General features: G+C 71.3%; 11 protein-coding genes. 8 read left to right on the forward strand and 3 right to left on the reverse strand.

Annotated elements, in window-relative coordinates:
* Window positions 1–219 precede the first annotated feature (219 nt).
* A complete protein-coding gene (gene phoU / locus ACFRIC_RS30550) occupies window positions 220–909 on the reverse strand; it encodes a phosphate signaling complex protein PhoU (RefSeq protein WP_382792364.1) in 690 nt (229 codons plus the stop codon).
* A gap of 243 nt (window positions 910–1,152) precedes the next feature.
* On the opposite strand from phoU, the gene ACFRIC_RS30555 reads away from it, so the two are divergent.
* Window positions 1,153–2,433, forward strand: coding sequence for an ATP-binding protein (locus ACFRIC_RS30555; RefSeq protein WP_355759776.1), 1,281 nt, complete (start codon window positions 1,153–1,155; stop codon window positions 2,431–2,433).
* Entirely contained in the window at window positions 2,430–3,110 is a 681-nt protein-coding gene (locus ACFRIC_RS30560) for a response regulator transcription factor (RefSeq protein ID WP_037622332.1), read from the forward strand. The genes ACFRIC_RS30555 and ACFRIC_RS30560 overlap by 4 nt, the downstream gene beginning before the upstream one ends.
* A 186-nt stretch (window positions 3,111–3,296) precedes the next feature.
* Here the strand turns inward: ACFRIC_RS30560 and ACFRIC_RS30565 are convergent, their stop codons facing one another.
* A complete protein-coding gene (locus tag ACFRIC_RS30565; RefSeq protein WP_382792368.1) occupies window positions 3,297–3,968 on the reverse strand; it encodes a DUF461 domain-containing protein in 672 nt (223 codons plus the stop codon).
* Between the two features lie 949 nt (window positions 3,969–4,917).
* Between ACFRIC_RS30565 and ACFRIC_RS30570 the strand changes: the two genes are divergently transcribed.
* The 6 genes from ACFRIC_RS30570 (at window position 4,918) to ACFRIC_RS30595 (ending at window position 11,686) form a co-directional block, all read left to right on the forward strand.
* Complete coding sequence (locus tag ACFRIC_RS30570; RefSeq protein WP_003953493.1) at window positions 4,918–5,400, forward strand: CarD family transcriptional regulator; 483 nt, start codon at window positions 4,918–4,920, stop codon at window positions 5,398–5,400.
* A gap of 355 nt (window positions 5,401–5,755) precedes the next feature.
* A complete protein-coding gene (ispD, locus tag ACFRIC_RS30575; RefSeq protein ID WP_382792371.1) occupies window positions 5,756–6,508 on the forward strand; it encodes a 2-C-methyl-D-erythritol 4-phosphate cytidylyltransferase in 753 nt (250 codons plus the stop codon).
* Between the two features lie 13 nt (window positions 6,509–6,521).
* Window positions 6,522–7,058 carry a 2-C-methyl-D-erythritol 2,4-cyclodiphosphate synthase gene (gene ispF, locus ACFRIC_RS30580; protein WP_382792374.1) on the forward strand — a complete coding sequence of 179 codons (537 nt, stop codon included), beginning with the start codon at window positions 6,522–6,524 and terminating at the stop codon, window positions 7,056–7,058.
* Between the two features lie 335 nt (window positions 7,059–7,393).
* Window positions 7,394–8,794: a cysteine--tRNA ligase gene (cysS, locus tag ACFRIC_RS30585; protein WP_382792376.1), complete on the forward strand. Its 1,401-nt coding sequence runs from the start codon at window positions 7,394–7,396 to the stop codon at window positions 8,792–8,794.
* Window positions 8,795–8,914: 120 nt separating this feature from the next.
* Window positions 8,915–9,856 carry a 23S rRNA (guanosine(2251)-2'-O)-methyltransferase RlmB gene (gene rlmB / locus ACFRIC_RS30590; RefSeq protein ID WP_382792379.1) on the forward strand — a complete coding sequence of 314 codons (942 nt, stop codon included), beginning with the start codon at window positions 8,915–8,917 and terminating at the stop codon, window positions 9,854–9,856.
* Window positions 9,857–9,973: 117 nt separating this feature from the next.
* Window positions 9,974–11,686, forward strand: a complete 1,713-nt coding sequence (locus tag ACFRIC_RS30595; RefSeq protein ID WP_382792381.1) for a DoxX family membrane protein — start codon at window positions 9,974–9,976, stop codon at window positions 11,684–11,686.
* 262 nt (window positions 11,687–11,948) lie between these two features.
* Here ACFRIC_RS30595 and ACFRIC_RS30600 read toward each other — a convergent pair whose 3' ends face one another.
* Window positions 11,949–12,680 (reverse strand): nucleotidyltransferase family protein, encoded by a 732-nt coding sequence (locus ACFRIC_RS30600; protein ID WP_362408718.1) that lies wholly within the window; start codon window positions 12,678–12,680, stop codon window positions 11,949–11,951.
* Window positions 12,681–12,780 lie beyond the last annotated feature (100 nt).

Below are 12,780 nucleotides of genomic sequence, written 5' to 3' on the forward strand. Positions count from 1 at the left end.
AGCCGACGCCCTGCGCACGCGGCGGAAGCTGAGCCCCGCCCCCGCGGCGGAGCCGAAACCCGCCCCCGCGGCGGAGCCGAAACCCGCCCCCGCGGCGGAGCCGGGGCCCCGGAACGTGGCCGAGCCCGGTCGCTCCCTCGTTGGGAGCGGCCGGGCCCGTCAGACTTCTCTCCATGGCTGGTTCCGGCCGGATTCAGGCCTGGTTCCCGCCCGGCAGGGCTATGCGCCCTCCACCCCCGTGACCGGCTGGATGTCCGCCTGGAGCTCGTCCGCGTGTTCGCCGGTGACCAGGTACACGACGCGCTTGGCCACCGACACGGCGTGGTCGGCGAAGCGCTCGTAGTAGCGGCCGAGGAGGGTCACGTCGACCGCGGTCTCGATGCCGTGCTGCCACTTGTCGTCCAGCAGGTGCTGGAAGAGCGTGCGGTGCAGCATGTCCATGTCGTCGTCGTCCTGCTCGAGCTGCATCGCCAGGTCGACGTCCTTGGTGATGATGACCTCGGCGGCCTTGGCCATCAGGCGCTGGGCGAGCTGGCCCATCTCCAGGATCGTGGCGTGCAGGTCGTGCGGGACCGCGCGGTCGGGGAAGCGCAGCCGGGCCAGCTTGGCCACGTGCTGGGCGAGGTCCCCGGAGCGCTCCAGGTCGGCCGACATCCGCAGCGACGTCACGACGATACGGAGATCCGTCGCCACCGGCTGCTGGCGGGCCAGCAGGGCTATCGCGCGGGCCTCGAGCTCGTGCTGGAGATCGTCGACCTTCTGGTCGGCGGCGATCACGCTCTCGGCCAGCTTCAGGTCGGAGTCGAGGATGGCCGTCGTGGCGCGCCCGATCGCCGACCCGACGAGCCGGGCCATCTCGACCAGGCCGTCGCCGATCGAGTCAAGTTCCTCGTGATACGCGTCACGCATGTGGTCGTCCCTCTCGTACGTCAGCTTTCGGGGTCCGGGGTCCGGGACCTGCCTGTTCCGGCCGCCGGCCGGCCGCCGGAGGGACCCTGGAACCCCACGCTCCCACGTTCGGGCCCGTACGCGTCCGTTTCCGACATCTCAAGTGAATCAGTACTGGCTCCTGGGTGAACTCTGGGCGACGAGTGTTCGAGCTCGCACTCGGATGGCTGTGGCCAGGAGCTACGCCATGCCTAACCTGGGTGCATGGACGTGAACGCGGCGGTCGCCGCAGCGGCAGCGATCGCCGGAGTGCTCACCGGTGTCATCGCCATGCTGGCGTTCCGCTGGAGCGAGCGCGACCAGAAACGCCCGACCCGCACTTCCCTGCACACGGACGCCGTGCTTCCGCCCGGCGTCGACACCGTGCTCTCCGTGCTCAGGTCGTCCGCGGTCGTACTCGACGAAGCGGACGCCGTGGTCAAGGCCAGCTCGGCGGCGTACGCCCTCGGACTGGTGCGCGGCGGCAAGCTCGCCGTCGAACCGATGCTCCACATGGCGCGTGACACCCGTCGTGACGGGGAGATACGTCAGGTGGAGCTGGACCTGCCGAGAAGGGGCACGGGACGGGGAGAGGCCCTCGCCGTCTCGGCGAGAGTGGCTCCCCTCGGATCCAGGCTCGTCCTCCTTCTCGTGGAGGACCTGACGGAGGCGCGCCGCATCGAGGCCGTGCGGCGGGACTTCGTGGCGAACGTCAGCCATGAACTGAAGACTCCCGTCGGAGCGCTCTCCCTTCTCTCCGAGGCCGTCATGGACGCGTCGGACGACCCGGAGGCCGTCGAGCGCTTCGCCGGACGCATGCAGATAGAGGCCACCCGGCTCACCAACCTCGTGCAGGAGCTCATCGACCTGTCGAGGGTCCAGAACGACGATCCTCTCGAGGACGCCGAACCGGTCCGGGTCGACGAGCTGGTCGCCGAGGCGATCGACCGCTGCCGCCACCAGGCCGGTGCGAAGCAGATCACCATGGCCGCCGGCGGCACCGCCGACCTCAGCCTGTGGGGGAACCGGGGCCAGCTCGCCGCCGCCCTCGGCAACCTCGTCGAGAACGCCGTCAACTACTCGCCCGCCCGCACCCGCGTCGGCATAGCCGCCCGCCGGGTGACCGCACCCGGTGGCGAGCACATCGAGATCGCCGTGACCGACCAGGGCATCGGCATCTCGGACAAGGACAAGGAGCGCATCTTCGAGCGCTTCTACCGTGTCGATCCGGCCCGCTCCCGTGCCACCGGCGGTACGGGCCTCGGATTGGCGATCGTCAAGCACGTGGCCGCCTCGCACGGCGGGGAGGTCACGGTGTGGAGCTCCGAGGGTCAGGGCTCCACGTTCACCCTGCGGCTGCCGGAGGCGAGTGCGGCCCGCGACCGTGTCACCACCGATCACCACATGCCCGGACTCGACGAAGAGGACGAGACCGGGCAGCCCGACGGGACGACCACCGTCACATCCCCGTACGAACCGCTTCCTGCCCCGGAGGTCCTTCCGTGACCCGTGTGCTCGTCGTCGAGGACGAGGAGTCGTTCTCCGACGCCCTGTCGTACATGCTTCGCAAGGAGGGCTTCGAGGTCGCCATCGCGACCACCGGGCCCGACGGACTGGACGAGTTCGAGCGCAACGGCGCCGACCTCGTCCTCCTCGACCTGATGCTGCCGGGGCTGCCCGGCACGGAGGTCTGCCGTCAGCTGCGCGGCCGCTCCAACGTCCCGGTGATCATGGTCACCGCCAAGGACAGCGAGATCGACAAGGTGGTCGGACTCGAAATAGGAGCCGACGACTACGTCACCAAGCCCTTCTCCTCCCGTGAGCTGGTCGCCCGTATCCGGGCCGTCCTGCGGCGTCGCGGGGAGCCGGAGGAGGTCGCCCCGGCCGCCCTGGAGGCCGGTCCCGTCCGGATGGACGTCGACCGTCACGTCGTCACCGTCTCCGGCGGCAAGGTCGACCTCCCGCTGAAGGAGTTCGACCTCCTGGAGATGCTGCTGCGCAACGCGGGCCGCGTGCTGACCCGCATGCAGCTCATCGACCGGGTCTGGGGTGCCGACTACGTCGGTGACACCAAGACCCTCGACGTCCACGTCAAGCGCCTGCGCGCGAAGATCGAGCCCGACCCGGGCGCGCCCCGCTACCTGGTGACGGTCCGCGGCCTCGGCTACAAGTTCGAGCCGTAGACCGGCCTCGCCACAGGGCGGTACGACACGGCAGTACGCCGAAGGGCGGGACCCCCGGAGTGGGGGTCCCGCCCTTCGGCGTACTGGACTTCCGCGCGCGTGCTGGACTGCCGTGTGCGTACGGCCGCGGTGGGCGCCGGCCGGGTACGGGACCGGGGACCGGCCGCGTCTAGCGTGCGGCCGGTGTCACTGGCCGGCGGACGCCGACGCGGTGGCCGTCGCGCTCGACGACGCGCTCGTGCCGGCCTGGCCCGCCTCGGAGGCGGACGCGGACGTGGACGGGGAGCCCGTGGCCGACTCGGACGGCGAGGTGGCCGGGGCCGAGGAGGTGGCCGGGGCGGACGGGATGTCGCTCGGGCCCCAGTCGGAGAAGTAGCTCTCGGCCGGGACGACGTAGGCGCCCAGGCTCACGTCACCGGTCTCGCTGAAGGCGAAGGTCACCTTCTGGACGCTGCCGTTCAGGACGGTCTGGGAGGGGCTGGACAGCACCGCGGAGGCGTTGCCCTTGCCGCCGAGGACGATCGAGCCGCCGGCCGGGACGGTCAGCTTGCTCTTGCCGTCGGCGGCCTTGAGCTGGGCGGTGCCCTCGCCCTCGACCTTGATCGAGTCCACGGTCTGGGCGCTGGTGCCGTTGTTGTACAGCGTCGCGGAGACCACGGCGGGGCCGGTGGCCTTCACGTCGGGCTGGGTGATCACGAGGGCGTTCTGGACCTTGATCACGCCCACGGAGGTGGCCGCGTTGTCCGGCTTGATCTCGTTCGTCTGGGCGTCGGTGCCGGCGCCGCACGCGGCGAGCGAGGCGATCGAGAAGGCGATGACGGCGGCGGCGAGAGAGCCGCGTCGAAGGCTGCTGCTCACGGCGGCGGCAACTCCTTGAACGTGGGCGAAGCAGGGCGACCTCTGTGTAAAGCCGCCCTAAGGGTCTGTCAGCGGCCTTAGGTTACCGATCCGTTCCCGCCCGACCGCACCCGACCCTCCCCAAGCCCCCGACTTTGCTCACCCGGGTGAAACAACGGGGCGGGGTCGGGGCGGCCGACGCCGGGTCCGGGGGCTCTCCGGGTCCGGCTCGGCTGCCCGGAGCGGGGGTCTGTCCGGTGGGCGTCCGCGGTGGCGCTCCGGTCCGGTGGGGGGCGGGGCCGTGCCGGTGCATCAGCCCGTCGCCGTTGGACGGAGACGTGACCGTTGGGGGCGACGGACATCGATGGACCGGCACGGCCCCTTCCGCCGGATGCCGACTGCTGGTGTGTCGTGGCGGGGGTGGACGGGGTGTGGGCGTGGGTGTGGCGGTGGGCTTCTGTGCGACCCGTGTGCGCCTCCGGACCGCCGTCCGACACGCCGTGCGCCGGTGTGCGCCCACCCCTTTGTCGAGCGCGCCGGTCCGTCATTCACATAAGTTCCGCGGACTTAGGCTTGCGCATTTCGAGGAATGAATGCCCGGCTCTCCGGGAAAAGGATCACCGTGTCATCAGGGGCGTCGAGTACGTGATCATCGTTCGCCTTGATCAATTCCGGATTCGTCTCGTACTCGGCTCCGTCCATCGAACGGAGTAGCGGAACTCGCGCTCTTGGAGCAGGACAAAACGGGATGTTCGGACCCTGGCGACGGGCTCCGGGTGTGTGTAACGTACGCGTTTCACTCCGCATGGACAGCCGCTCCCACCTGCGAATACCCTCTTCCGCTCGCCCCTCGCAGCACGTTCCTGTTGCGGTTGTCAAGCCCCGAGATATGCCCTGACCTGCGAAAACGCCATTCAGAAGACGCCGTTTCCGTGTTACTCTGGATAGCCACGGAAGGGGTACCTGTCACATGACGTTCAAGGTTGGCGACACCGTGGTCTATCCCCATCACGGGGCCGCGCTGATCGAGGCCATCGAAACTCGCCAGATCAAAGGCGTGGACAAGACCTACTTGGTGCTGAAGGTCGCCCAGGGTGACCTGACGGTACGTGTGCCAGCGGACAATGCGGAGTTCGTCGGCGTGCGTGATGTGGTCGGTCAGGACGGGCTGGACCGGGTCTTCGAGGTGCTGCGTGCGCCGTACGCCGAGGAGCCCACGAACTGGTCGCGTCGCTACAAGGCAAATCTGGAGAAGCTCGCCTCCGGCGATGTCATCAAGGTCGCGGAAGTCGTGCGTGACCTGTGGCGTCGTGAGCGCGAGCGCGGACTCTCCGCAGGTGAGAAGCGCATGCTCGCCAAGGCGCGCCAGATCCTGGTGAGCGAGCTCGCCCTCGCGGAGAACACCAACGAGGACAAGGCCGAGGCCCTGCTCGACGAGGTTCTCGCGTCCTGACGCTGGCTCAGTCGCCGAGACGCGAGCCGTCTTGACGTACGCCCAAGCCCGCGCAGAAGCGCAATGAAAATGCCGCGGTGCCCGATGACGCAATTACCGTATTGCTGTCGCCGGGCGCTGCGGCATGTTCGTACCCGCACCCAATCGGTAAACCGGCCGTTCACCCGGCATCGGCTTTCCCGCGGTATACCGGCGTATCCGATACTTGGGATGCCTAGCCGGGCGGTTGACTTGACCGGATGTCACGGAAGGGTCCGGTCAAGGCGTCGCGCCCGGTGCTCCCCCAGCTCCCCGAGCAGGGGGTACCCCCAGGCCATACCCATCCCGGTCGAGCACACAAACCTGACAGGAACCGATGTCTGACGTTTCGCTCCCTTCGCCGCCGGAGGCCCGTACCGCCGTCGTGATCCCGGCCGCCGGACGAGGTGTGCGCCTCGGTCCGGGCGCCCCCAAGGCGCTCCGCGCGCTGAACGGCACGCCCATGCTCATCCACGCCGTCCGCGCGATGGCCGCCTCGCGTGCCGTCTCGCTGGTCGTCGTCGTGGCTCCGCCGGACGGCACGGCCGAGGTCAAGACGCTGCTCGACGCGCACGCGCTGCCCGAGCGCACCGACTTCCTGGTCGTCCCGGGCGGTGACAGCCGCCAGGAGTCCGTGAAGTACGGCCTCGACGCGCTGCCCCCCGGCGTCGACATCGTCCTGGTGCACGACGCGGCCCGGCCGCTCGTCCCCGTCGACACGGTGGACGCCGTGATCGAGGCCGTACGGGACGGCGCTCCCGCCGTCGTACCGGCGCTGCCGCTCGCCGACACCGTCAAGGAGGTCGAGCCCGCGACCGTCGCCGGGGAGACCGAGCCGGTCGTGGCCACCCCGGAGCGGGCCCGGCTGCGTGCCGTCCAGACGCCCCAGGGCTTCGACCGCGAGACGCTGCTGCGGGCCCACGAGACCGTGACCGACGACGTGACCGACGACGCGAGCATGGTAGAGCAGTTGGGCGTGCGGGTCGTGGTGGTGCCGGGCCACGAGGAGGCGTTCAAGGTGACGCGCCCGCTGGACCTGGTGCTGGCGGAGGCCGTTCTGGCGCGGCGGAGGCTCAACGATGGGTTCTGAGACACCGGAGGCTATGGCCGTACCGGAGCCGGGTCAGGCCGCGGTCCAGGGTCTGGTGCTCCCGCTGGTCGGGATCGGCACCGACATCCACGCCTTCGAGGAAGGCCGGGAGCTGTGGTGCGCCGGCCTGAAGTGGGAGGGGCAGGGGCCCGGGCTCGCCGGGCACTCGGACGCCGACGTCGTCGCGCACGCCGCGTGCAACGCGCTCTTCTCGGCCGCGGGCCTCGGTGACCTAGGTGCCCACTTCGGCACCGGGCGCCCGGAGTGGTCCGGGGCGCCGGGGGTCGTGCTGCTGACGGAGGCGGCGCGGATCGTCCGCGAGGCCGGTTTCGTCGTCGGCAACGTCGCGGTCCAGGTCGTCGGCCCCCGCCCGAAGATCGGCAAGCGGCGGGACGAGGCCCAGAAGATCCTGTCCGACGCGGTGGGCGCGCCGGTCTCGGTGTCGGGCGCCACGACGGACGGCCTCGGTTTCCCCGGCCGCGACGAGGGTCTGATGGCGGTCGCCACGGCACTGGTCGTACGAGCGGACCGAACGGGTCGTACGAGCTGACCGAACGGGTCGTACGAGCCGACCGAACGGGTCGTACGAGCCGAACGGAACGGACGCGGGCACCGGCTGTCCGGGCGGCGGGAAACGCCGCTCGTCCGGACCGTCGGAAGGACCGGTTCGCCCGGCGTCCGGGCCGCCTTGGAGCAGGCCGGCCCGGAGGACCCGCGCACCGGCCCCCGGCGGCCCGGAGTACCGGCCTCCGGAGCGCCGGAAGCCCCCGGTGGTCCCCCCGACGCTCCCCCCTGCACCCCCTGGCTCCCCCGTTTGTCACGAATACGTGGCCATGCTGGGGGAAGGGGCGCGGGGCACTGCCCGGGGCCCACTACCCTGGAGTGGTGACTATTCGCCTGTACGACACCAGCGCCCGGCAGATCCGTGACTTCACCCCGCTCGTGCCGGGTTGCGTCTCGATCTACCTCTGTGGCGCGACCGTGCAGGCCGCACCGCACATCGGGCACATCCGCTCGGGCCTCAACTTCGACATCATGCGCCGCTGGTTCGCGTACCGCGGCTACGACGTGACGTTCATCAGGAACGTCACGGACATCGACGACAAGATCATCGCCAAGTCGGCCGCCCAGGGCCGCCCCTGGTGGGCCATCGGCTACGAGAACGAGCGTGCCTTCAACGAGGGTTACGACGCGCTCGGCTGCCTGCCGCCCACGTACGAGCCCCGGGCGACCGGTCATGTCCCCGAGATGATCGAGATGATGCAGGGTCTCATCGAGCGCGGTCACGCCTACGAGGCCGACGGGAACGTCTACTTCGACGTGCGCTCGTACGACGGCTATCTGGAGCTCTCCAACCAGGAGCTCGAGAACCTGCTCCAGCCCTCGGGCGAGGGCGAGACCGGCAAGCGCGACCCGCGTGACTTCGCCATGTGGAAGTCCGTGAAGCCGGGCGAGCCGAGCTGGGAGACGCCCTGGGGCCGCGGCCGTCCGGGCTGGCACCTGGAGTGCTCCGCGATGGCCCACAAGTACCTGGGCAGCGCCTTCGACATCCATGGCGGCGGGATCGACCTGATCTTCCCGCACCACGAGAACGAGATCGCGCAGGCCAAGGCCTTCGGGGACGAGTTCGCGAAGTACTGGGTGCACAACGCCTGGGTCACCCTGAGCGGCGAGAAGATGTCGAAGTCCCTCGGGAACTCGGTCCTCGTGTCCACGATGACCAAGGTGTGGCGTCCCATCGTGCTGCGCTACTACCTCGGCACCCCGCACTACCGCTCGATGATCGAGTACAGCGAAGGCGCCCTGCGCGACGCCGAGTCGGCGTTCGCGCGCATCGAGGGTTTCGTGCAGCGCGTCGTCGAGAAGGCGGGAGGCGTCGTCGAGCTGGCCGCCGAGGTGCCGCCCGCGTTCGCCGAGGCGATGGACGACGACCTGGGCGTCCCCCAGGCGCTGGCCATCGTGCACACGACGGTCCGCCAGGGGAACTCCGCCCTGGCCGCCGACGACAAGGAAGCCGCCGTGGCGCGCCTCGCCGAGGTGCGGGCCATGCTCGGCGTCCTCGGACTCGACCCGCTCGACCCGCAGTGGGCCGAGGACGGGGACCGCGGCGACGATCTGCACGGTGTCGTCGACACCCTCGTCCACCTGGTCCTCGACCAGCGCGAGGCCGCCCGCGGCCGCAAGGACTGGGCCGCCGCGGACGCCATCCGCGACCAGCTCAACCAGTCCGGCCTGGTCATCGAGGACAGCCCGCAGGGGCCCCGCTGGACGCTCGGACCGCGCTGACGGCCCGCTCCGGCGACCCCGGCCGACCCCCGGTCGGCCTTGATCGATTGTGCCGCCCGGACCTCCGGGCGGCACACTGCATATACGTACACACGCACGTCTCACACAGACAGGTAGGTCATGGCTGCTAACAACCGCCGCATGTCCGGCAAGAAGGGCGCGCAGGTCGGCAGTGGCGGCCAGCGGCGCCGGGGCCTGGAGGGCAAGGGCCCGACCCCGCCCGCCGAGATGCGCAAGGGTCACAAGAAGAACCGCATCGCGGGCGCCAAGGCGAAGCAGGCCGTCCGCCGCCCCGCGCCCCGCGGCCGCGGCGGCAAGGGCACGTCCGAGATGGTCGTCGGCCGCAACCCCGTCGTCGAGGCGCTGCGCGAGGGCGTCCCCGCGACGACGCTCTACGTCCAGCAGTTCATCGACAACGACGAGCGGGTCCGCGAGGCGCTCCAGCTCGTCGCCGAGCGCGGCGGCATCCACCTGATGGAGGCCCCGCGTCCCGAGCTGGACCGCATGACCAACGGGCTCAACCACCAGGGTCTCGTCCTCCAGGTCCCGCCGTACGAGTACGCGCACCCCGAGGACCTCGCCGCCGCCGCGTACGACGAGGGCCAGGACCCGCTGATCGTCGCCCTCGACGGCGTGACCGACCCGCGCAACCTCGGAGCGGTCGTCCGTTCCGCCTCCGCCTTCGGCGGCCACGGTGTCGTCGTGCCCGAGCGGCGCGCGGCCGGCATGACCGCCGGTGCCTGGAAGACGTCGGCCGGTGCCGCCGCCCGTACGCCCGTCGCGCGCGCCGCGAACCTGACGCGCGCCCTGGAGTCGTACAAGAAGGCCGGCCTCGTGGTGGTCGGTCTGGCCGCCGACGGCGAGGTCGAGGTCGGTGAACTGGAGGCCCTGGGCGGCCCGGTGGTCATCGTCGTCGGCAGCGAGGGCAAGGGTCTGTCCCGGCTCGTCGGCGAGACCTGCGACTTCCGGGTGCGGATTCCGATGCCCGGTGGCGCGGAGTCGCTGAACGCCGGTGTGGCGGCGGGAGTTGTGCTGTACGAGGCGGCGCGCCGCCGCGCCTGAACGGACGTCCGGGCGGTCACCCTCGCGGGGTGATCGGAGTGTTCTGAACGATCTTGACGCGGTCCGGACAGTTCCGCGTGGTCAAAGCAGTGTCCTAACCACACGTCACTCGGTTAGATGAGTGTGGACACCAGAACACCCCGCACACCCACGGGGGACCGCTCGTCGGGATTCGACGACGTTCCCGCGCTGAGCATGGTGAAGGTGCCGAGCGATCCGGCGCAGGTCATCGTCAACCATGCGAGCTTCCGCGTCCAGTTGGCGGGTGCGTCACGGGGCCAGTCCCCGCGCATCGCGCGGCACTTGGGCTCTCCCGGCGCCGGGGCGCCGGGCCGAGCGGGCGGGGCCGGTCCGGCCGGCGGGGCCCGCCGCCGCGCGCCCGTCGTCTGGAGCGGGAAGTCCGCGCCGGACGACACCGGCGCCCACCGCCTGCTCCAGGCCGTACGGAGCGCGGGCGTCCCGCACGGCTCCACCGGGCCGACGGCGGACGCCGGTTCGACGCAGGTCATCCCGCGCATCGGCGAACAGCCCGGCTACGCGGGCGATCTGACCGTCGACACGGTCGAGACGCCCCTCGTCGGCAGCCAGCGCTCCCCCCTCGGCGAGGAGCAGCGGCTGCTGCCCCAGATGCGCAGCGTGGGCAGCGCCTACGACGAACCCCGGTACGGCGGACCGCCCTACGGCGAACACGCGTACACGGACGGCGACTTCGGGGACGAGGACGGCTTCGAGGACGAGGAACGCTTCGAGGAGACGGCCCGCCCGGCCTCCGGCAGGCGGCGCGGCTCCGACTCGGTCCGGCACGCCTATCACCCCGGGCGCCGGATGAACCTCGGCGTCGTGCTGCTCCCGCTGCGCGTCTTCCTCGGATTCATCTCCGTCTACGCCGGCATGGGCAAGCTCTGCGACCCCGTCTACTTCGACGGCGGCAAGCGCGGCTCCATGGTGAAGTGGCTCAACACGCTGCATCCGTGGGAAGTCGCCGAGCCGCTGCGGCAGTTCGCGCTGCATCACCCCATCGGCTCCGGACTCGTCATCGCCTTCTTCCAGGTCATCGTCGGCGTCCTGACCGTCCTCGGGCTGTGGCAGCGGGTGGCGGCCGTGGTCGGCGCGATGCTGTCGGCGGCGCTCATCGTCACCGTGAGCTGGAAGACGGTGCCCGTGTACGACACGCCGGACATCATCTACCTCGCCGCCTGGTCCCCGCTGATCATCGCGGGTGCCCCGGTCTACTCCGCCGACGGACGGCTCGCCGGCGAGGCCTGGCGGACGCTCGGTCCGCGCGCCGACATCTGGGACCTGCGCGCCCGTGTGCTGCGGCGGGGCGCGCTGCTCACGGCCGTCGTCGTCGGCCTGACCCTGCTCATCGGTTCGCTCCTCGGCGGTGCCGTCCGCGACTCCAGCCGGATCGTGGTTCCCGGTCCCGGCGAGGCCCCGCGCAACGAACTGCCCGGCTCCCCGCTCCCCGAGACGCCCGGTGAACGGCACCGGAAGGCCACGCCCTCGGCCTCCGAGCCGCCGACCCACAGCAGCTCCGCGACCCCGTCGCAGTCGGCCGGCACGCCGGGCGCCACCCGGCAGACCGACCCGGCCGGCGGCGGGCAGCAGCCCAGTCAGACCCAGGGCAGCGGCCAGGCCCCGCCCGAGCAGTCCTCGCCGGTCGACCGGGCGCCGAGCACCAGCGCCGGTCCTTCCAGCAGCGGCGGCACGGCGACCGGGGGCAGCGGCGGCACCGGCGGCACGGGAGGCACGGGCACCGGGAGCGGCACCTCCACCGGCGGCAGCTCGTCCACGGGCCAGCCGGGTCTGGTGGGCGGCCTGCTGGGCTGACGCCCCACCGCCCCCACGCCGCCCGCACGACCGGGCGCGACGACGGCAGGGCCCCGCACAGGGATGTGCGGGGCCCTGCCGTCGTGCGTTGCCGGCGTGGTGCCGTCGTGCGTTGTCGGTGCGATGCCGTCGTGAGGGCGTGCGGTTTCGTCGTGCGGGCGTGCCAGGACGGTCTCGCGGGACCGTGCGCGTGCGCCGGGCTCCGCCTCGTGGCGCCGTGCGCGGGGCCCGGTGCCTGCCTCGTGGAGCCGTGCGGGGACTTCTAGCGGCCCAGGGCCGCGAGTTCCTTCGCCGCCTCCGTGAGGTCCTTGGCGGTGTCGATGGCGCGCCAGTAGGCGCCCTGCGGGATCGGGAAGCCCGACAGCCGGCGCTCGCGGGCCAGGCGGGGGAAGGTGGTGCGCTCGTGGTCGCCGCGCTCGGGGAGCATGTCGGTGAACTCGGGCGAGAAGACGTAGACGCCCGCGTTGATCTCGAACGTGGAGGGCGGCGCCTCGATGAAGTCGGTGATGTGACCGAAGCCGTCCGTCTTGACGGCGCCCCACGGGATGCGCGGACGGGCCAGCGCGAGGGTGGCGACGGCGTCGCGCTCGGCGTGGAAGTCCGCCATGTCGCGCAGCGAGAAACGGGTCCAGATGTCACCGTTCGTCGCGTACCAGGGCAGGTCGGGGTGCGGCAGGCGCGCGGCCGCGTACTTGAGGCCGCCACCGCGGCCCAGGGGCTCCGTCTCGACGACGGTCGTGACGTTGAGCGGGAGGTCGGCCGAGTCCAGCCACTTCTGGAGGACGTCGGCGAGGTGACCGCACGAGACGACGACGTCGGTGACGCCCTCTTCGGCGAGCCAGGTGAGCTGATGGCCGATGATCGGTGTCCCGGTGCCGGGAATCTCGACCATCGGCTTGGGCCGGTCGTCGGTGTAGGGACGCAGCCGGGAACCCTGGCCGCCGGCCAGGACGACGGCTTGCACGGGGCGCGACGCGGCGTTCGGATCGGTCATGTCCGAACTGTACGTGGCGCCCCGCACGCGCTTTCCCGCGGCAACCGTTCCTTAACAGGCTGTTACCGGGCGGCCCCGAACCGGTGCGTGCCGGCCGGTC

Origin of the sequence: Streptomyces sp. NPDC056738, from assembly GCF_042790435.1 — a bacterium.
Lineage (GTDB): Bacteria > Actinomycetota > Actinomycetes > Streptomycetales > Streptomycetaceae > Streptomyces.